At 43.5% G+C, this 21738-nt stretch carries 16 protein-coding genes; 7 read left to right on the top strand and 9 right to left on the bottom strand.

Annotated features, from left to right (window positions below; genetic code table 11):
- Positions 1–33 precede the first annotated feature (33 nt).
- The 3 genes from B5G04_RS19675 to B5G04_RS04655 all read left to right on the top strand — a co-directional run bounded on the left by B5G04_RS19675 (position 34) and on the right by B5G04_RS04655 (position 3717).
- Positions 34–252, top strand: a complete 219-nt coding sequence (locus B5G04_RS19675; RefSeq protein WP_158100048.1) for a hypothetical protein — start codon at positions 34–36, stop codon at positions 250–252.
- A 115-nt stretch (positions 253–367) separates the two neighbouring features.
- Positions 368–802 carry a hypothetical protein gene (locus B5G04_RS04660; RefSeq protein ID WP_087211935.1) on the top strand — a complete coding sequence of 145 codons (435 nt, stop codon included), beginning with the start codon at positions 368–370 and terminating at the stop codon, positions 800–802.
- Positions 803–1158: 356 nt separating this feature from the next.
- Positions 1159–3717 carry a PL29 family lyase N-terminal domain-containing protein gene (locus B5G04_RS04655; RefSeq protein ID WP_087396048.1) on the top strand — a complete coding sequence of 853 codons (2559 nt, stop codon included), beginning with the start codon at positions 1159–1161 and terminating at the stop codon, positions 3715–3717.
- A 431-nt stretch (positions 3718–4148) separates the two neighbouring features.
- Here the strand turns inward: B5G04_RS04655 and B5G04_RS04650 are convergent, their stop codons facing one another.
- The 5 genes from B5G04_RS04650 to B5G04_RS04630 all read right to left on the bottom strand — a co-directional run bounded on the left by B5G04_RS04650 (position 4149) and on the right by B5G04_RS04630 (position 11164).
- Positions 4149–7208, bottom strand: a complete 3060-nt coding sequence (locus B5G04_RS04650; RefSeq protein ID WP_087396046.1) for a hypothetical protein — start codon at positions 7206–7208, stop codon at positions 4149–4151.
- A 662-nt stretch (positions 7209–7870) separates the two neighbouring features.
- A complete protein-coding gene (locus B5G04_RS04645; RefSeq protein WP_087396044.1) occupies positions 7871–8785 on the bottom strand; it encodes an Rpn family recombination-promoting nuclease/putative transposase in 915 nt (304 codons plus the stop codon).
- A gap of 45 nt (positions 8786–8830) precedes the next feature.
- Positions 8831–9763 (bottom strand): carbohydrate kinase, encoded by a 933-nt coding sequence (locus B5G04_RS04640; protein ID WP_087396042.1) that lies wholly within the window; start codon positions 9761–9763, stop codon positions 8831–8833.
- Positions 9764–9925: 162 nt separating this feature from the next.
- Positions 9926–10525, bottom strand: coding sequence for an SIS domain-containing protein (locus B5G04_RS04635; RefSeq protein WP_022038633.1), 600 nt, complete (start codon positions 10523–10525; stop codon positions 9926–9928).
- Between the two features lie 105 nt (positions 10526–10630).
- Positions 10631–11164: a TIGR00730 family Rossman fold protein gene (locus B5G04_RS04630; protein WP_087212274.1), complete on the bottom strand. Its 534-nt coding sequence runs from the start codon at positions 11162–11164 to the stop codon at positions 10631–10633.
- Between the two features lie 199 nt (positions 11165–11363).
- On the opposite strand from B5G04_RS04630, the gene B5G04_RS04625 reads away from it, so the two are divergent.
- On the top strand, positions 11364–12590 hold the full coding sequence (locus B5G04_RS04625) for a pitrilysin family protein (protein ID WP_087396040.1): 1227 nt from the start codon (positions 11364–11366) through the stop codon (positions 12588–12590).
- 148 nt (positions 12591–12738) lie between these two features.
- On the opposite strand, the gene B5G04_RS19670 is transcribed toward B5G04_RS04625, so the two are convergent.
- The gene (locus B5G04_RS19670) at positions 12739–12909 is read right to left on the bottom strand and encodes a hypothetical protein (protein ID WP_158098033.1); all 171 of its coding nucleotides are present in this window, start codon (positions 12907–12909) and stop codon (positions 12739–12741) included.
- A 101-nt stretch (positions 12910–13010) separates the two neighbouring features.
- Between B5G04_RS19670 and argS the strand changes: the two genes are divergently transcribed.
- The 3 genes from argS (at position 13011) to B5G04_RS04610 (ending at position 17440) form a co-directional block, all read left to right on the top strand.
- On the top strand, positions 13011–14804 hold the full coding sequence (gene argS / locus B5G04_RS04620) for an arginine--tRNA ligase (protein WP_087396038.1): 1794 nt from the start codon (positions 13011–13013) through the stop codon (positions 14802–14804).
- Positions 14805–14883: 79 nt separating this feature from the next.
- Entirely contained in the window at positions 14884–15510 is a 627-nt protein-coding gene (locus B5G04_RS04615) for a ribonuclease H family protein (protein ID WP_087396036.1), read from the top strand.
- Between the two features lie 109 nt (positions 15511–15619).
- Complete coding sequence (locus B5G04_RS04610) at positions 15620–17440, top strand: LTA synthase family protein (RefSeq protein WP_087396034.1); 1821 nt, start codon at positions 15620–15622, stop codon at positions 17438–17440.
- Positions 17441–17553: 113 nt separating this feature from the next.
- On the opposite strand, the gene B5G04_RS04605 is transcribed toward B5G04_RS04610, so the two are convergent.
- The 3 genes from B5G04_RS04605 to B5G04_RS04595 all read right to left on the bottom strand — a co-directional run bounded on the left by B5G04_RS04605 (position 17554) and on the right by B5G04_RS04595 (position 21629).
- Positions 17554–17844, bottom strand: coding sequence for a hypothetical protein (locus B5G04_RS04605; RefSeq protein WP_158100047.1), 291 nt, complete (start codon positions 17842–17844; stop codon positions 17554–17556).
- 274 nt (positions 17845–18118) lie between these two features.
- Positions 18119–19705, bottom strand: a complete 1587-nt coding sequence (locus B5G04_RS04600) for an ATP-binding protein (RefSeq protein ID WP_087396029.1) — start codon at positions 19703–19705, stop codon at positions 18119–18121.
- A 337-nt stretch (positions 19706–20042) separates the two neighbouring features.
- A complete protein-coding gene (locus B5G04_RS04595) occupies positions 20043–21629 on the bottom strand; it encodes an ATP-binding protein (RefSeq protein ID WP_087396027.1) in 1587 nt (528 codons plus the stop codon).
- Positions 21630–21738 lie beyond the last annotated feature (109 nt).

The raw sequence follows: 21738 nt of genomic DNA, 5'->3' as shown, positions 1-21738 counted from the left end.
ACAGATTAGAAGCTGTTTTGAATTTATCGTGCGATGATTTGGGATGAGTTTTTGAGGCATTTTCGCTTCTGTGATGAGGAAGATAGCGGGCTATCTGACGAAGAACAGGAGCGAAAAAGACCAAAAAATCGCCCAAAGCACACACGAAAACGTATACATCAAGCCAAGAAAAACTTTTTGGAGAAATTCAAAACAGCTTCTAGGTTTTCAGTGCTATCGAAGCTTTTTCTTTGGGCAACTTTAACACCATGATAGGTAAGCCTTGTTAGAAAGTGAAGAATTTTGAAAAAAAGACATCAATTTCTCGGGAAATCAATCTTTTTTATATACATTTGTGCCATGTAATAAATAAATTTAATACGAGTTTATGAATGAACTGAAAGTAAGCCTTAAAAGAATAGCCGAAGATGGCTTTACCCGCAACGACGAAATATTGGCAGACGAATCAAAAACATTGATTCCTCAGATGGGATTCGAGTTGCTTTCTGATATTAATAAAAACATGTTGACCATTGTAGCGCATGTCGGTTATGTTACTCCTGCAAAGGAAGTTGGAGCAGCGTTACGCTTCCGATTCTCGCTAGAAGTGGACAGTTTGAGTAATCTGGAATATGTTACCAATCCGCAAAAGGGTACCCATCAATATAAGTTCCCTAATGGTTTCATCGAAGCAGTCCTTACCGATGTGTATGCTACTGCCCGTATACTGATAGCACAAAAACTGAGAGGTACACGTCTTGAAAACATTTACTTACCTTTTGGAGGTGCAGGCAGTTTGGTTCGCATGATGCAGAAGAAATAAGATAAATCTTTTTCTATAAGACAATAGCAGGAGACATAAACATTCGAATACTGTTATGCCTCCTGCTTTTTTAGCGCACCCATACTTGTCAAATTATTTTGATAAGATATCTTTTTTCTCCGAACTCAACTATCCGACTATTCAATCGGCACATATTCGGCACATTTTGTTATCAACTTCGCATGTGTAAACATCTAAACTTTTATTTATCAATTAATTAGCTCATTCCGCACTTGTAGCCGGCGCGGCTACTGACGGGGCATAAACCACCTTTCTCCGTGAATTAGGCAGTGCGATCAACTCATTGATTTAGAACGATTTGAGTTTTTTAATTTATAAATTAAATTTGTTTTATTATGAGAAAAAAGTATTTAAGTGCACTGCTGTTCGGAGCGTTATTGTTCGCTTCGGCAGGAACTTTTACCTCTTGTAAAGACTATGATGATGACATCAGTAATCTGCAGTCACAAGTGGACGGAATTAAGGCCGACCTCGAAGACTTGCAGGCGCAGATTAGCGCAGGAAAATGGATTACCAATGTTGCCTCTATCGAAGGTGGATTCACAGTGACCTTCTCTGACGGTCAGTCATTTAACATTGTAAACGGTAAGGACGGACAAAATGGTCAGGACGGTGCTGCAGGTGCTCCGGGTACGTCATGGGAAATCGGTGAAGATGGTTATTGGTATAAAGACGGTGAGAAGACCGAATACAAAGCTGCTATTGACGGTGTAGAAGGAAAAGTAAATGTCCCGACTATTAAAGACGGTATTTGGTATATCGTTAACGAAAAAGGTGAACTGGAAGCTACTGAATACAAAGCTAACGGTGCTACTTATGCTGTAGCTGAAGCTAACGGTGGTTTCACTATCTATGCTCCAACTGAAGATGGAAAAGAAATGCTGGAAATCTACTTCCCGGGTGCTGCAGGTTCTATCACCAGCATGACTGCTGAACTGAGAGCAGAAAATGCAAGCGAAACTAAATTTACTATCAACCAATATACTTTTGCTCCGTCTGATAAAGACAAGAAAACATGGGAAGATATGACTGGCACGAAAGTCACAACCAACAAATATATCTTGTCTTCTAACGATAAAATCGGTTTGCGCGTTAATCCGGTTAACGTAAATGCCGCCGATATTGATTTCGTGTTGATAAATAGCAAAAACGAAGTGTTGGACGGAGTAGTCTTCACTCCAGCAGAATATAAAGACTATGTATATACGAGAGCAGAAGCGTATGGCAACGGTCTTTACAGTTTGTCCATGAAACAAATGGAAGTGAAAGACAAAGATGCATTGGATGCGCTCACTAAACAATTCGCTACAACGAATGGAAATATCGCTTACGCTGTAAGCGCAGACTTGGCTACTCGTGCAGAATACAACATTGGCATCAATGACTTGAATAAAAAGACTGCGGATTATGGTAACATTTATATCAACAAAACTGATATAGATTCTAAGATTACTGTAGATACTAAAAAAGATAACGCTGTAACCGTTGAATATCCTGCAGATTTGTATGATATGTGGTTGAGCGTATCAAGTGAAGACCAAAACTTGTTTGGCATCGTGTTCGATCAAGACAAACAAACTTTCAGAATTGATGCAGATCCAGATATCTTGACCAAAGCAACCTTCGAGTTGACCATCCATACATTGGATAACAGTGGTGTTTATAAGAAAGAAGTTGTTACAATCAATGTTTCAGATAAGATTGCCGTTGCTCCTGACTATGAAAAGAGAACACTGAATATCGTAACTGACGATGCTGATGCATTGAAGAACAAGAATGCGTTCACCGCTGATATGGCTACCTTACTGAATGCTCTCGGCGATACACAAGCTGATGTATGGAAGAAGAAAGTAACGGCGGCAAGTGTGGCTTATTACACCGATGAAGCTTGCACGAAGTCTGTTACTGGCGCAGACGGTATTGAACTGATATTTGTTAATGCGAAGGGCGATGCACAAGCTGCTATTAAAGACGCAACCAACATGAAGTTCTCTGTAGACAATAGCGAAGCTTCAAGCGTATTTGTAGTAGATAAAGAATACTTTGCTAAAGTTACATTTAAAGCAGGTAGCTCAGAACTCAATTCAATCGTAGTTCCGTTCGAGTTCGCAATTCCTGACTTTGCAAACAGCTTCGAACAAGAACCTGCCGTATTTGTCAACAATGTAGCTAACGCTTACATGAACGTTGAAGACCAAACAGCTGATGAAGCCGCTTACAAACTGTCGCGTGCATTCAAGAAATTCTTGAGCGGTGCTACCTTGGCATTGGATAGCAAAACAAAAGTAACTGATAAGTACACTTCTGAGCAATTGGCAACAATTTCTTCTACATTCGATAACAATGCAATGATAACATTGAAAGATGTAGACAAAGCAAAAGGCACTAACATTCCTGCCGGTTACGGTCAAGAACTGATAGTTAATGCAAGTGCAGACGACTATATGGGTTGGGAATATCCGGAAGGTGAAGGCACTTACTCGTTCACTATCAAGGTGATGAGTCCGTTGTACGAAGGTACTGTAAGCGCAATCGGCGATGTTGTTAATATTCCGGCTACTTCTGTAAGCGGGTGGAATATGACCAACGAACACATCCAAGGTAAGACTTACAACAACATTACCTACAAGGTTCTGCAAGATAAGGTAGGTGACTGGACCCGTCCTGAAATTGCCAAGGTTGAAGCATCTTCTACGAACGAACGTGTTGTGAAAGTGGAAGGCGTACACGAAGCAACTGCTGGTGAAAAGGGTGCTGTTAATGAAGGTTATATCAAAGTATTGCCTCAGAATATCGCTGCTACAACTGAAACGACTATCAATGTAACAGTAACCGATGTTTGGGGCTATGCTAAGACCAACCCTGTAAAAGTAAATGTAACTGTGGGCGAATAATCCACTTTGATTACTCTATAAATAAAAAAGCGGCTCTTTTGAGCCGCTTTTTTTTATTTATCACCTTTGCTCTTGGTGCTGGAAAATGAGATACGTTCATTAGAAGCCTATATAAAAGTACGCCTGCAATGGCTACGGTGATTAATTACTTATCCGCAAGCTTATGAGTCCTCGCATAATCCTAATATACCAGGACTGCATTCCTAATACATATAGGACTCCAGTCCTGATGCGTGAAGACAACAGTCCCAGTATGTCAGGACTGGGAAAGGATTGCATTAGCTCCATTTAATCAGTCTGTTAAACCGGCTGATGGACATTAACTTACTTTCCAAAGGGTATGACATAAAGAAAGAGAGGCAATCCTCAATACAAGATTGAGAACGCCTCTCTTATCTTAGGTAAGCATTTGGTTATTTATAAGCTAACGCTTATTTCGTAGTCTTAACAGTCAGTTTAAATGGAACATACATAGTCTTATTCCATACATCTTTTACTATCAATTGCATATCGACTGTAGATGTTTCACTTACACCTTCTTCCAATTGATCTTTTACTGTAATAACTGAGTTGCCCTTGAACGCATTAAGATTCAAATTGCCACCAAAGTCATTGATATTTTCAATGAACTTGGCTGCATAATTCTTATCTACAGCTTTTATAGCAACAGATACAATTCGGTTATCGGCTAGTTTATCAGTTGTACTTCCAACTACAATATCTTTTTGTTCTTGGAATTTAATCTGGGTTGCGTAAGCAATAAACCGGGTATAATTTGCATCCTTATTGGCTGCTGCAGCATCCTTAAGCGCGTAATAAATGCCTTCGTTCTTGAAATAATCTTGACCTTTTACAGAATCCCACAACTTCAGATAATCAGCTTCTGTCAGATAGAATTTCTTTTCTCCTGTCTGAGCAGCTAAGATCTTATCACCACTATAACCTAGATAGTTCATATCTTTTACTGCCAATTCAATCAACATGTTGTTGACATCAAGCATATAATTAACTGGTTCGTTTGGTTCGTTTTCTTCAGTTATAGGAGTTGTCAAACCAACTGTATTTCCATATGCATACCCCGTCGCTTTAATCTTTTCGGCTTTAGTTGCAAACAATGTATAGGACTTGCCCTTGTCTGATCCTAATGCAAATACGGCACTCTTGACAGCATTCTTGATGTCTACCTTATTGCTACCGTCTGCTCCACCATAGACTGCAACCAGCTTGTCGTTATCGAATGTGATAACTTTGGTAGGATCATCACTGTATACCTGACTCTTGACAACAACTTCGAAATCAAAGGTTATCTTGTTGTTTGGATTATTAAATAACGGATACTGAGCACGGATCTTACGAACTTTGTACATGTGTTGCTCGTTAGCAGGAACATTAGAGCCCTCTTTCCACGTATTTACATGTAATTCGTCATTTTCAATCCAATTCCAATTTGCAAAATCGTTTGAATTAATGTCACCGCCATTGTCTACGAATGTCTTATAGTCCATATCAGTGAATGTAGGTACACCCAAAGCAGTGGTATATGCATTCGCTTTAATAATACCACTTTCAAAGTCGTAAGCTACATTATTTCCAGTTGGAACTGCAGAAACTTGCAATACGCCATCTTCAACAAATGCAGGATTCAGTCTTAAGATATCAGCCGCATCAGGATTGCTGACTGTCAACGTAGCATCATCCGAATAGATAACAGAAGTACCCTTCATTGATGTCAAAGTGAGTTCATATTCAGTTGCAGTAAATTGTTCTCTTATATGACCGTCCAATGCAGCCCCTCGCACAGCTCCGTTAACGTTGATACCGAATGTTACGGCTGTTCCATTACTCCATGTCGCAGTTTGAGATTTGTAAATAGTTTCTTGACCGTTTGCATTATACCATGTAATCGGACCATTGTAAGCTACATACTTCTTATCATCTTTTTCTCTTGTTGCGGTGAGTGTTACATCGCCACTGAAGAAATTATCCAACTGGACAGGCGAGAATTTAAGGTCTTCCAAATTCCATCTAATAGTAGCCTTAGTCGGATCTACATTCAATGTTACGGCTCTATCAGCAAGCATGCCAACTGATTCAACGCCTTGAGTAATTGAGAATGTCTTTTCAGAGCTCTTAACACTACCATTTAAGCCGGCTGCCGTTAACTTCAATGTCACGTCAATCTGTGTTTCGTTGACAGGCATGTTAGCGATGGTTACTTTAGTGCCATCAATTGTAATGCCATATTTTTCTACTTGAACGGCATTGGTTGCTTCCAATACTACATATCCCTTGTACTCGTTCTTCAGTTTGAACATTACTTTGCCGTCTTCCTGTGCTTCCAGCACATCGATAGTTTCTGCATATTTAAAGCTAGAAGTATTATCAGGGATAACGTCCACGTCATCATCTATATCAGCCGATTCAACAGTATATGCATAAGCAGTTCTTACAACAGTTCCTTTGGAATTTTCTACAAGCAATGATGAACGTCCGTCTGTAGATTTGTATTCTTCTTTCTTTTCATCAAAAGCCGGTTCTACATTCAATGTCCACAAGCAAGAACTTGCGTCTGCAGAACGTGATTCCAATTTATCCCCATCCCATTTCAAGCCTTCCGGCAAACCTTTTACAGGAGAAGAAACCGTAATTTCGGCCGTTTCACCTTTCAAGTTTACTAATGAATAAGTATATTGATCATCCAATTCTATGCTGGCTGGCGTTACAATCAAAGGTAATTTTCCACCTTGTTTTACAACTGCATCTTTCTTGATTTCTGCTAATTCCGGGAATTTTTTCAGCAATGTCTTTGCGTCTGCATTATTAGAATTCCACTTAGTCCAATCAGCTGTTTCAAATACGACCTTAACTTGGTCTGCCGGAGCTTCCACTGTATAAGCATCCGAAGTAGTAGGCAACAGGTAAGCAGTTCCGTCTACGTTCAGTTCGATGAAACCTTCTTTTTCTACTACATAAATCTGGGTAGAGCCAGCGTATACGCCTGAGTCAACAGCCTTGTATTCGCTTGTAGCTTCGTCCCATTCCCAAACAAACCAGTTGCCTGTTTCCTTGTCGATGTAAGGAGACTTGCCCGGTTCGCCAGCTTCACCTTGCTCGCCTTGTTCACCTTGTTCGCCTTTTTCACCTTTAGCGCAAACGCCAGTGTCTACACCGTCAATGATCCAGTTATTGGTAGTGGGGTCAAGTGTGATGACAGTACCCGGTTTTCCGTCTTCACCGTTGATGCCGGTGATGTTCTGTGTAGTACCGTCGTTCATGGTTACAGTGAAACCATTTTCGATAGGAGTAACCGATGATACCCACTTGCCTTCGCCTACCAGCTTCTGCAAGGCTGCGATTGCATCCTTGTTAGAAGTGATTTGCTGTTGCAGGTTATTGATGTCATCATCATAATCCTTACAAGAGGTAAAAGTTCCTGCCGAAGCGAACAATAACGCTCCGAACAGCAGTGCACTTAAATACTTTTTTCTCATAACAAATAAAATTTAATTTATAAATTAAAAAACTCAAATCGTTCTAACTCAGGTCTTTACAAGTACAACTATATTCTGGAGAGAACGGGCGGAAAGCCCCGTCAGTAGCCGCGCCGGCTACTGACCAAACAATAGCGTAGCGCCCCTATCTTCAGAATAAAGCAGTTTTGCCATAGAACTCTAGTCTTCTCTACTCATGCAGGAATCCATATCCGGATATGAATCCTTCACTTTGGAAAAGGTTTTCATTCACATTTTTTGTTTTAGAAGACAACTTTCAAGGCACAAATGTAAAGGTTTTATTTTATACACAATCATTATCTTACTAAAAACTTCTATTAAATTTGCATTTATTAACGGAGTAACGAAAACAAAGCACAGAAAAAGGGAGGTTGTGCAACGTTTTTGTCATATTCATCTTGTTTTTCTCCCGATTTATCGCCCAATCGGCTCTCCTTATTATATATTATAATAATGTTTTGCGCTTAGGAAACCTTGCGTCTTTCGCTTTTCTGTACAAATGGATGTAAAAGAGTATCCCCCCGTTATGCCGGATTACACGGGTTGTTGAGCGAAGCGAAAAAATCTGCAAGGACGGGTACCAAGAAATGGTCTATGCCGAAATCGGAGGGTTTTACATCCATATTCATAAGCCGTTGTTTTTATAATTGGTTTATTTCTTCTTCGGTCAATTTCGTATATTTCATGATTTTAGCGACAGGTTCGTTGTCGGCTTTCATTTCTAGTGCCGTTTCAATCGCTTTTCTCTTCTCACCTTTCTCAATGCCAATCTTTTCGCCTTTCTCAAGTCCTTCTTTATGCCCTTTTTTAAAGCCTTTCTTTTCGCCTTTCAATTCAGCTGTATCTATTGTGTTTTTCCAATCACGGTAGACTTTCAAGCTTTCCTCGTAAGCATCGTATTCCACTTTCGTGAACTTGGCTATCTCCGCAGTTTCGAAAAGACGGGTGAAGATACGTTCCTGCAACGCTTTGGGACGTTCCATCAGGCGGGAAAGGTTGCGCAGGACGAAAAGCCATTTCTCGAACATCCCATTCAATTCGTCTTCCGACTTGTTGAACTTCGGCATTTCCAAATAGATGAAGGTCAGCTTGTCGTAGAACACTTCCTTGGTTTCTACATCCAACAGCTGTACCTCGTGGTGGTAATAATTGTCATGCACTTTGTCGAACTTGAAATTCAAGATGCCAATGACATAGACGGCTTTCAGCCGGTAGTTCCACTCTCCTTTCTGTCCCTGTTCGCGGATGGGGAAAGTGGCATAGTAAAGGCTACGATCCTTGAAGAACTGCTGTTCGCCACGTTGCATCTCCACCAGTATCTTTTCGCCATTTTCGTTCTCGCAATACACGTCGAACACTGCCTTGCGGTCGGACTCGCCCGTGCCAAGGTGTTCCGTGTTGAGATAAGTCAGGTCTTTCACCACCTCCTTGCCATGGAGCAGGCTGTTGATGAAGCTGATGAGCAGGTCTTTGTTGATTTCGGTGCCGAACAGTTTCTTGAAACCGAAATCGGTGTACGGATTGACATAACGGTCTTTTAGGTATCTCATGTCCATAATGTGTAATTATTAAGGGTGTGACTCTTTACAAAATGCCCCATTTCATACCGTGCATTTTTTTAAATTCTTTGCAAATTCCAGCGAAATGGAATTTTCCGTACTGCGGCATGCCTCACTTCCGAATGCCAGTCCACAGGCTATGATGTCATCCCAATCTTTTTGGCATAGGCTATCAAGATCGGAACGGCGGACACGGTTTTCTATCAGTCCGTATACAATGCCTGCATTGAAATTATCGCCGGCTCCAATCGTGCTTACGGTTTCGACCTTCGGCACCGGATATGTATTGGAGTATTGCCGGGTAAACAGACGGACATCGTGTGCTCCATCGGTATAAATAAACGGATTGCAATAAAAAGCCACTTTCTGACGATAAACTTCCTCGGCACGGTCCAGTCCGAACATAAACCGGAAATCTTCGGACGAGCCACGCAGGATATCAGCATATTCGAAGTTTTCAAGAATGGTAGGCATCAATTTGATAGCTTCATTGGCATGCGTACTCCGGAAGTTTACATCGTAGTAAATGATAGCTCCCCGCTCGCGTGCCAGTTCGAGCAGTTCTTTCACCTTGTCTCTCAATACCGGTGTGACGGCAAAATATGAACCAATCATAACAATGTCATCCGCCTGAATATCGGGCATAGTCACATCTAACCGTTGACGCGGATAGTCTTTGTAGAAAATATACTCGGCATCGTTGTTCTCATTGAGAAAAGCCAGAGATACAGGTGATTTCCCATCAGGAAAGACATTGACATTGTCTGTACGCACACCATTGGCACGCATATTATCCAGAATCATGCTGCCTACCCTGTCATTTCCGGTTTCGCTGATAAATGTTACATCCATTCCCATTCTTCCCAGTGAAATCATTGCGTTGTATACCGATCCTCCCGGTACAGCCGCCTGTGGCTGTCCGTTGCGGAACAAAATATCCAAAATCGTTTCTCCTATACCTATTACTTTTCTCATAGTTGTAAGTTTTTGAGTTTGTAAGTTCTTGAGTTCTTGAGTTCTTGGGTTTTTGAGTTCTTGAGTTCTTGAGTTTGTAAGTCCTTTCATTTTTAGGTTGAAGCTTGACAGATGCGTAAAAACTTACAAACTTAAAAACTCAAGAACTTAAAAATCTGATATTTACTTACTTAATTCGCGCGAACGTTCTCCCAGATAACCGCCGTGATGGCGCTTGCTATACTCTTCAATGGTAAATCCTGTACGTTTCATGGTTTCTACTACAAGAATATCGCCTATTACCGTCATAACTGTAGTAGAAGTAGTAGGGGTCATGCCCAATGGGCAAACTTCGTCAGGATGTCCGGTAGCAATACAGATATCAGCAGCTTCGGCCAGCGGACTATCCGGATTTCCAGTAATGACAATCTTTTTCAGATTAGGGTTCAAGCCTTTAGCCAAATCTGTCAATTCGATGATTTCGCGTGTTTTTCCCGAATTAGAGATAAGCAAGAGCAAATCATTTTCTTGCAAAATACCCAAATCGCCATGTTGTGCTTCACTGGGATGTAAGAAGACAGCCGGTATGCCGGTGGAGCAGAAAGTCGTAGCAATGTTCATGGCTATCTGTCCGGCTTTTCCCATGCCGCTGGTAACCAGTTTTCCTTTTTTCTGATGCACCTGTTCTACAATCAGGCAAACAGCCTTGTCGTATGCATCCGTTACTGGAATATCGAGTACAGCTTGCGCTTCACGGCGCAACAATTCGTGAATGGAATCCATCTTTAAATAATTAATAATGAATAATTAAGTTCCTGGGTTTGTAAGCTTTTGAGTTCTTTCAGTTTTAAACTTGCAAACTCAAGAACTTACAAGCTAATGCGGACTTTATTTCAAAAGTTCGGTCAGCTCTTCAAACGTGTTTGCCACTTTATAGTATTGCCTCAACGGATGATGAGCAAAACGGGCTTTTTCCAGCCGGTCGAAAAAGTGCAAAATATCATCCCAGAAGCCGTTGATATTATAAAATATAACCTGCTTGCTATGATAACCGATAGTAGCTGATGCCATGACATGAAATATTTCATCCAGCGTACCTATACCGCCCGGCAATGCCACCATTACTTCAGCCTCTTGCAGCATCGTATCTTTCCGGTCGCTCAAGTTAAAGGTGCGGAATGTCACATCCAGCTTATCGCTTACCATTCCACGTTCCTCCAGTCTGGTAGGCACGACACCCATAATCATTGCCCCTTTTTCTTTGGCAGCATCTGCAACGGCTTCCATCAGCCCGCTGCTGGAACCACCATATATCAGCCATTTACGATGTTCGCCCATCCACTCACCCAGTTCTTTGGCTTTCTCTGCATAAATCGGGTCGATTGCATCGGATGCAGAACAAAATAACGCTATCTTATTCATAGTCTTTTTAGTTGACAAGTTGACGAGGTGACAAGTTTACAAGGCTCTGAATAGTTTTACTAAAGGTATTTAAAACCTTGTCAACTGGTTAACTTGTCAACTCGTTACCTTATTAATTTCCTGCAAATATCTGTATTTTTTCTGCAAAAGCAATGAGTATTATTGTATTTTTGCACCCAAAATAAGTAGAAAACAGAAAATGACGACTTTTCAAACTGCCACTTTACCCAACGGAATACGTATCATTCACGAACCGAATCCTATCAATGTGGCTTATTGCGGCTATGCAGTAAATGCCGGAACACGTGACGAGCGCAAAGATGAACAAGGCATGGCGCACTTTGTAGAGCATCTGATATTCAAAGGGACACGCAAGCGGCACGCCTGGCATATCCTGAACCGCATGGAAAATGTGGGTGGTGACTTGAATGCCTATACCAATAAAGAAGAAACGGTGATTTACAGTGCTTTCTTAAAAGAGGACTTTCTGCGTGCCGCCGAACTGCTGACCGACATTGTGTTCAACAGCACCTTCCCACAAAATGAAATAGAGAAAGAAGTAGAAGTAATCATTGACGAGATACAGAGCTACGAAGACAGCCCGGCAGAACTGATATTCGATGACTTCGAAGAACTGATTTTTCCTAACCACCCACTGGGACGCAACATTTTAGGCAAACCTGACCAATTACGCAATTTTCAGAGCGAAGATGCCATGAACTTTGTACACCGTTATTACAAACCCGACAATCTTATCTTCTTTGTACAAGGCAACCTGGACTTTCACCGCATCGTACATGCCATGGAAAAGCTTACGGCAGACATACCTTTCGGAAAAGTGGAGAACTATCTCCGCCAGGCACCGGATACCTATCGCCCACGCAAACTTGTCCTGCATAAAGACACACATCAAGCACACGTAATGATAGGCGGACGTGGTTATCATGCTTATGACGAACGTCGGACAGGACTTTATCTGCTAAACAATATTTTAGGCGGACCAGGTATGAACAGTCGGCTGAATGTTACTCTGCGCGAACGGAAAGGACTGGTATACAGCGTAGAGTCAAGCCTGACTTCCTATACTGATACCGGTACGTTCTGCATTTATTTCGGATGCGATCCTAAAGATACAGATGTATGTATCGAGCTGGTACAGAAAGAACTGCGTAAGTTGCGGGAAGAACCTCTCACCTCTTCACGTCTGAATGCAGCCAAGAAACAAATCATCGGCCAAATCGGCGTAGCAAGTGATAATTTCGAAAACAATGCCCTTGATATGGCAAAATGCTTCCTTCATTATAAGCATTATGATTCGAAAGAAGAATTGTTCCACCGTATTGAAGCCCTCACAGCATCGCAGTTGCAAGATATTGCCAATGAAATGTTTGCAGAAGATTATCTTTCCACATTGATTTATACATAGTTTTTGCAAGCTTCCCAACCGTCTTGAAACGATAAAAGATATAAGTGCGCCGGCAAACGCATATAAGTCCATCCGCTGTAAGATTATTAATCTTCAGGCTGCAAGATTATTAATCTTACAAGCGGAAGATTATTAATCTTACACCAGACTAAGAAGCTGTTTTGAATTTCTCCAAAAAGTTTTTCTTGGCTTGATGTATCCGTTTTCGTGTGTGCTTTGGGCGATTTTTTGGTCCTTTCCGCTCCTGTTCTTCGTCAGATAGCCCGCTATCTTCCTCATCACAGAAGCGAAAATGCCTCAAAAACTCATCCCAAATCATCGCACGATAAATTCAAAACAGCTTCTTAAAAGCCTTAAGAACTTAAAAATAATTCGTACCTTTGCGCACAAAGTAAAAAACAAACGCACAAAGATATACACATGAAAATAGAAGACAAACTTACGGCTTCCGTCATCGACGGAGTGAAGAAGCTGTACGGAGCGGAGATTACCCCCGCCATGGTGCAGTTGCAAAAGACGAAGAAAGAGTTTGCGGGCCACTTGACAGTGGTGGTGTTCCCTTTTCTGAAACTTTCGAAGAAAGGGCCGGAGCAAACCGGGCAGGAAATCGGAGAATACCTGAAGGCGAACGAACCTGCCATTGCCGACTATAATGTCATCAAAGGATTCCTGAACCTGACGATTGCTTCGGACGTATGGATTGACTTGCTGAACCGCATCCATGCCGATGCGCAATGGGGTATCCGCAAAGCCGACGAGAAGGCTCCGTTGGTGATGATTGAATATTCATCGCCCAATACCAACAAGCCGCTCCACTTGGGACATGTGCGTAACAACCTGCTGGGAAATGCACTTGCCAATATCATGGCTGCCAACGGCAACCGCGTGGTGAAAACCAACATCGTGAACGACCGCGGCATCCACATCTGCAAATCCATGCTGGCATGGCTGAAATACGGCAACGGCGAGACTCCCGAATCATCGGGAAAGAAAGGCGACCACCTGATAGGCGATTACTACGTAGCCTTCGACAAGCACTACAAAGCCGAAGTAGCCGAACTGATGGAAAAGGGAATGAGCAAGGAAGAAGCCGAAGCCCAGTCGCCTTTGATGCAGGAAGCCCGTGAAATGCTCCGCAAATGGGAAGCAGGCGACCCCGAAGTGCGTGCCCTTTGGGAGAAAATGAACAACTGGGTATATGCCGGATTCGATGAAACCTACAAGATGATGGGAGTAAGCTTCGACAAGATTTATTACGAATCGAACACCTATCTGGAAGGGAAAAAGAAGGTGCTGGAAGGCTTGGAGAAAGGAATCTTCTACCGCAAGGAAGATGGTTCGGTATGGGCAGACCTTACCCCCGAAGGACTTGACCAGAAACTGTTGCTCCGTGCCGACGGTACCTCGGTTTACATGACCCAAGACATCGGTACCGCCGAACAGCGCTTTGCCGATTATCCGATAGACAAGATGATATACGTGGTAGGCAACGAACAGAACTACCACTTCCAAGTGCTTTCTATCCTGCTCGACAAGCTGGGATTCGAGTGGGGAAAAGATTTGGTGCACTTCTCTTACGGCATGGTAGAATTGCCCGAAGGAAAGATGAAGAGCCGCGAAGGTACCGTGGTAGATGCCGACGACCTGATGGAAGCCATGATTCAGACTGCTAAGGAAACCAGCAACGAGTTGGGCAAACTGGACGGACTGACACAGGAAGAAGCCGATGACATCGCCCGCATCGTAGGATTGGGCGCATTGAAATATTTCATCTTGAAGGTAGATGCGCGCAAGAACATGACCTTTAATCCGAAAGAATCTATCGACTTCAACGGGAATACCGGTCCTTTCATCCAATACACGTATGCCCGTATCCAGTCCATCCTGCGCAAGGCAGCCGATGCCGGCATCACGATTCCGGCGGTTATCCCGGCCGGCATGGAACTGACGGCAAAAGAAGAAGGACTGATTCAGATGCTTGCAGACTTTACGGCTACCGTAGCTCAGGCAGGTACCGACTATAACCCGTCTATCCTTGCCAACTACGCTTACGACTTGGTAAAAGAATACAACCAGTTCTACCACGACTTCAGCATCCTGCGCGAAGAAAACGAAGCGTTGAAAATCTTCCGCCTTGCCCTGAGCCAGAACGTGGGCAAGATTGTGAAAGAAGCCATGGGATTGCTGGGCATCGAAGTGCCTGAACGCATGTAAGAAACAGCTTCACCACAGATTACACAGATTAAAAAATTGATTGAAAATCTGTGTAACCTGTGGTGAAAAAAGAAATTATATGGGAAAGAAGAAATTTTACGTGGTGTGGAAAGGCGTAGAACCAGGTGTGTACGACTCGTGGACAGATTGCCAGCTACAGATTAAAGGCTATAAGGGTGCGCTCTATAAATCGTTTGATACACGTGAAGAAGCAGAAAAGGCATTGGTTACCCCTCCGCACCATTACCTGCAGCCCCATAAAGAAACGGCAAACCAATCTCTTGAAAAACGCTTGCCTTCCGGTTTCGACCTGAATTGCCTTGCCGTAGATGCGGCATGCAGCGGTAATCCAGGCCCGATGGAATACCGGGGTGTGTACCTGTTGACGGGGCAGGAAATCTTTCACTTCGGTCCCGTCTATGGTACGAATAACATCGGCGAATTCCTTGCCATCGTACATGCCCTTGCTTTGTTAAAACAAAAGAACATCTCCATGCCTGTCTATTCGGATAGCCGGAACGCCTTGAGCTGGGTGAAGCAAAAGAAATGCAAAACCAAACTGGAGCGTACGGCAAAGACCGAAGAATTGTTTTGCCTGATAGAACGTGCCGAGAAATGGTTGCGTGAACATACATACAATACTCCCTTACACAAATGGGAAACCGAACTTTGGGGCGAGGTTCCTGCCGATTTCGGACGCAAATAGGGAATGAACTGACAAGTTTACAAAGGGGCAGGTTCGTTTTTGTGAGAAATTTCTGAAAGTGATGAAAAGCTTGTCAACGGAAATATTGCCAATTTAAAAAGAAGAACAAATGAAAAAAAGACTTGCTTATCTTATGGGCTTTTTTGCTTTGATACTGCTATTTTTTATAGTTCAGAAGCCCGGCTTTATGTTTTACAATGATGCTGTGGGACGAGGTGTGCCTGCGCTTGATTATTTTAAAGTAATGTGGCACGGCATCAGCCTCGATGCAGCAACTACAGGATATCTTACTGCCCTGCCGTGGCTGGTAATCTGTATCAGCATTTGGTTCAAACATTTCCCGCTCCGGAAGATAATCGTCATTTATTACATATTTATCAGCCTTATCGTAGCAACTATCTTTGTAGGCGACATGTGCCTGTATCCATTCTGGAATTTTAAACTCGATGCATCAGTATTCTTCTATTTGGAATCACCCAAAAATGCAGCCGCCAGTGTCTCCATAGGGTTTATCACTCTTCGCATATTAATCATACTTTTACTTGCCGGCATCATGTGCTGGGTATTGTATTATTTTACCCCCCGCTGCCTGCCCTATGTGCGGAAGAGACTCGCAGCTACATTAAGTACTCTTTTAATAGGAGGCTTACTTTTTCTCATTATACGAGGGGGCGTAAGTGAATCGACCAGCAATATCGGACAAGTATATTTCTGCAACGATGAATTTTTAAATCATTCAGCTGTCAATCCAGCTTTCAGCTTGCTGGCATCCATCAGCAAGACCAAAGACTATGCCAGCCAGTACGACTATTTCGATGAAGCAGAACGCAAAACCTTATTCGACGGGCTATATCCTACGAAAGGCAAGAATACAGTAGAATTGCTCAACACCCATCGTCCTAATATACTGATTATCTTGATGGAAGGATTCGGAGCTACCATGATAGAATCATTGGGTGGCACCCAAAATGCCAGCCCGAATATTGACCGCCTGGCGAAAGAAGGCATTTGGTTTACACATTGCTATGCAAACAGTTTCCGTACCGACCGTGGAACCATTTGTGCTCTAAGCGGTTATCAAAGCTTTCCAGACCTGTCTGTCATGAAAATACCAGCCAAAAGCCGTACACTGCCATCCATTGCAGGAAAGCTGGTGAAAGAAGGTTATCATACCGATTTTTTGTATGGAGGAGACATCAATTTCACCAATATGAAAAGCTACCTGTTGCAAAGCGGTTACCAGAAACTGACCGCAGATGTCGATTTCCCGATGAATCAGCATCAAAATGCATGGGGAGTGAATGACGACATCACTTTCGACCACTTGTTTCAGATGCTGACAGAACGGCAGGAAACACCATGGCACACAACTTTCCTCACCCTGAGCAGCCATGAACCTTTCGAAGTGCCTTACCATCGTCTGCCAGAAGCAAAACCAAATGCTTTTGCTTTCACCGACCATTGTTTGGGAGAATTTGTCGAAAAACTGAAACAAACACCCATATGGAAAGATTTATTGATAATATGCCTGTCTGATCATGGATTTTATTATCCGGACAATAGTGGCCATGGACACGACGAGCGTATCCACCATATTCCGATGCTGTGGTTGGGAGGTTCTGTAAAACAACCGATGGTAATTGACTGCATCATGAACCAGACAGACCTTGCAGCGACATTATTGGCACAATTAGGCATTGATCATAGTGAATTCAACTTCAGCCGTAACGTCTTGGGAACGAAATATACATATCCTTTCGCCTACTGGAGTTTTGGTGGTGGTTATGCATTTGCCGACAGCACTGGAGTTACTGTAATGGACCTAAATGCAGACCGTCCGATGATAGAACGCCCATCATCCAACACCAACCGCATTTTGCGCGGAAAAGCCATCTTACAAAGTTCATACGATGACATAGGTGCACGCTGAATATTAGCTTCCACGCAGGAAAGGATTATCCGATTTCGGAAAGAAGACAGTCCTCTCCTGCGAGGCATATTCTTGTTATTACGTTTACCTGTACCCATAATATTCCTATTTGACTAATTCGAAAACAGTTTCATAATAATTGGTGCACTTGATAAAATATAAATTGAATATCCGCAAATATCCCATGTAGGGGCGAAATACAGATATTCATTACATACAAACGCAGAGAAAACTTTAGAAGCTGTTTTGAATTTCTCCAAAAAGTTTTTCTTGGCTTGATGTATTCGTTTTCGTGTGTGCTTTGGGCGATTTTTTGGTCCTTTTCGCTCCTGTTCTTCGTCAGATAGCCCGCTATCTTCCTCATCACAGAAGCGAAAATGCCTCAAAAACTCATCCCAAATCATCGCACGATAAATTCAAAACAGCTTCTAAGATAAGGGAGGCGTTCTCAATCTTGTATTGGGAATCGCCTCCCTTTCTTTTTATCTTTACATTAACCTTCAAATTACGGATATGAAAAAATGCTTACGCATTTCACTCAATGAACTGTAGGGCGTATGCGATACGCCCGAATGCGCCAACTTATCCACGCAAATGCATTCAGGGCGTATGCGATACGCCCCTACATGGCTTTTGCGAAATTCATTAATAGTAAATCGTAAATAGACAAATAGTAAATCAGACGGTTTTCCAGTCCTCCACCGTCCCCGTTTCGGAAGAGAAGTTCACTCCTATTTTATATAAGGTGCGCGGGTCGGCTTCGTAGGGTCGGGCATAGCCCTTCGCCTCTATCTGCGCCAAAGCCTCGTCCGCCGTACCATCGCGCTTGAACTCGAAAATATAAATGTAGTCATCCGTCTCCACGATGCAATCGGCACGCCCCTGGCTCTGTTCTTTCTCCGTATAGACCGTGTAGACGCTTATCAGGCGGAAGATGAGGTAAAGCGTATAGTGGAAGAAGCGTTCCTTCTCCGCCTCGTCCTTCTTGGCACGCATTGAGTACGGGATGCCGGCAAGGAACGAGGTGAACAGCTTGCGGAGTTGCTCCACATCACCGTGTTTCAATGATTCCACCACGTCTATTACCCAATTCTTCATGTTCTCTTGCGGCTTTAAGTAATCTGCGGCAATCAAGGAAACAAATCCATTCTTTACCTCATTATTAGGAAAATCAAGTAAAAAACGGTTATAGGTCCTTTCATATCCTTTTATGGTCAGGTAGCCGCTTTGGTAAATCATCGGCAAGGGCTTTTCCACGTCCGCCTTATAGTCGACAAACTCTTCGGGGCGGTAATAGCGTCCGGTCAGTTCGTTCAAGTTTTCCTGCGTATGGTTCAGCAGGCGGACCAGATAAGAGGGCGTGCCGCTGACAAACCAATAATCTTGGATATCCAGTGAAGCAAAAGCGTTCAACAAACTGAACGGATTGTACACGTCCACCATTCCTTTGCTGAAGTGATAGCCGTCATATTGATGCTTTAATTGTCCTCTCATATCATCGTCCGTACATCCGTAATCTTCTGCCAACTCATGAATTGGTCCAGCGAAATAATGCTCCAGTTCTTCCTGCGTGATGCCGCAAAGCGTTTCATACCTGCGGTCCATGCTGATGTCTGCCGGCTGATTGAACCCGCTGAACACACTTACCTGAGAGAACTTGGTCACGCCCGTCAACAGCACAAACTGCAAGTCCTCGTCAGCGGTTTTGAATACCGAATAGAAACTCTTCAATATTTCCCGGTTACGGTCTTCCAGCAGACGCCTTTCACCGTCTACCGTAGTGGCATATCCCGTATCCAGCACGTCAAGGATAGGTTTATCGTATTCGTCTATCAATACCACGCAACGTCTGCCGTACCGTTTGCGTGCCTGATGCAGCACATGGATAAAGCGTGCGCCTGTCGTTTGCGCCGTATCGCTCCTGCCATACTGCTTTTCCCAGGCTGCCATGGTCTCTTCTATTCTCGCTTCCAAATTGCCTGGCAGGGTAAAGTCTCCCACATTAAAGTCGATATGGAACACGGGGTATTCCGCCCAATCGGTTTCCAACTTGTCAATGGCAAGCCCTTTAAATAGTTCTTTCCTCCCCTGAAAATAACATTTCAAGGTAGAGACCAGCAAGCTCTTGCCGAACCGGCGAGGGCGGCTCAGGAAATAGATTTTCCCCTCGTTCACTAACCGGTAAATCAAACCGGTCTTGTCGACATATACATAGCCGTCTCCTATAATCTGGTCAAAGCTTTGGATTCCTATCGGGTACTTCATCGTGCATCAAGTTTTGGATTTACGCAAAGAAACAAAATTATTCTGAAAGGGACAATAAAAAGGCGGCTCAAAAGAACCGCTTTTTTATTTATCACCTCTGCTCTTGGTACTGAAAAATGAGATACGTTCATAAAAGTACGCCTGCAATGGCTACGGTGACTAATTGCTTATCCGCAAGCTTATGAGTCCTCGCATAATCCTAATATATTAGGACTGCAGTCCTAATACATATAGGACTCCAGTCCTGATGCGTGAAAACAACAGTCCCAGTATGTCAGGACTGGGAAAGGATTGTATTAACTCCATTTAATCAGGTTGTTAAGACGGTTGATAAATATTAACCTACTTTCCAGTCCTCCACCGTCCCCGTTTCGGAAGAGAAGTTCACTCCTATTTTATATAAGGTGCGCGGGTCGGCTTCGTAGGGTCGGGCATAGCCCTTCGCCTCTATCTGCGCCAAAGCCTCGTCCGCCGTACCATCGCGCTTGAACTCGAAAATATAAATGTAGTCATCCGTCTCCACGATGCAATCGGCACGCCCCTGGCTCTGTTCTTTCTCCGTATAGACCGTGTAGACGCTTATCAGGCGGAAGATGAGGTAAAGCGTATAGTGGAAGAAGCGTTCCTTCTCCGCCTCGTCCTTCTTAGCACGCATTGAGTATGGGATACTGGCGAGAAAAGAAGTAAACAGCTTGCGGAGTTGTTCCAAATCGCCTTGACGCATGGAAACAACCACACTCCGTATCCAGCCGCCCAGGTTTTCCTGAGGCTGCAAATAACTGGAAGCAACCAACGATACAAAGCCGCTCTTCACCTCATTGTTCGGGAAGTCGAGCAGGAATGTACCGAAATCACTGTCGTAGCCCTTGATGGTCAGGTATCCGCTTTGGTAAATCATCGGCAGGGGCTTTTCCACATCCGCCTTATAATCGACAAACTCCTTGTCCTCGTAATATTTGCCGGTCATTCCGTTCAGGTCCTCCTGCGTATGGTTCAGCAGGCGGACCAGATAGGTGGGTGTGCCGCTGGAGAACCAATAGTCACGGAGTGCCTTTTTGGCAAACGCGTTCAGCAGGCTGAACGGGTTGTATATGTCCGTCAGGTTGCCGCTGAAGTGATAGCCGTCATACCGGTGCTTCAGCATGTCCAGCATCCCTTCTTCAGTAACCTTATATTTTGTAGCCAATGCCTTGATAGGCTCGGCAAAATAATGCTCCAGTTCTTCCTGTGTGATGCCGCAAAGCGTTTCATACTGCTCGTCCATGCTGATGTCGCTCGGCTGGTTGAACCCGCTGAACACACTTACCTGAGAGAACTTGGTCACGCCCGTCAGCAGCACGAACTGAAGGTCTTCATCCGCCAATTTAAAGGTGGAATAGAAACTCTTTAATATTTCCCTATGGATGCCTTCCAGCAAACGTTCCTTCCCGTCTATCGTGGTCGTGTATCCCGTATCCAGCACATCGAGTATGGGTTTGTCGTATTCGTCTACCAGCACCACGCACCGCCTGCCGTACCGCTTGTGCGCCTGCTGCAGCACGTAGGCGAACCGCTTGCCTATATCCTCAAATTCTGTAGTTCGCCCGTATTCCTTTTCCCATGTGCCGACCGTACCTCCTATGATATCATCCAGTTTGCCCGATCTTGTAAAGTCCGTTCCGTTGAAGTCGATATGGAACACGGGATATTCTGCCCACTCGGTTTCCAACCTGTCAATGGCAAGCCCCTTGAACAGTTCTTTCCGCCCTTGGAAATAACATTTCAAGGTAGAGACCAGCAGGCTCTTGCCGAACCGACGCGGGCGGCTCAGGAAATAGATTTTCCCGCCTTTTACTAACTGGTAAATCAAATCAGTTTTATCAATATAGACATAACCGTCTTCTATAATCTGGTCAAAGCTCTGGATTCCTATCGGGTACTTCATCGTGCATCAAGTTTTGGATTTACGCAAAGAAACAAAATTATTCTGAAAGGGACAATAAAAAGGCGGCTCAAAAGAACCGCTTTTTTATTTATCACCTCTGCTCTTGGTA

Source organism: Bacteroides sp. An51A (assembly GCF_002161565.1).
Lineage (GTDB): Bacteria > Bacteroidota > Bacteroidia > Bacteroidales > Bacteroidaceae > Phocaeicola > Phocaeicola intestinalis.
This window is presented reverse-complemented; position numbering and strand designations above follow the sequence as displayed.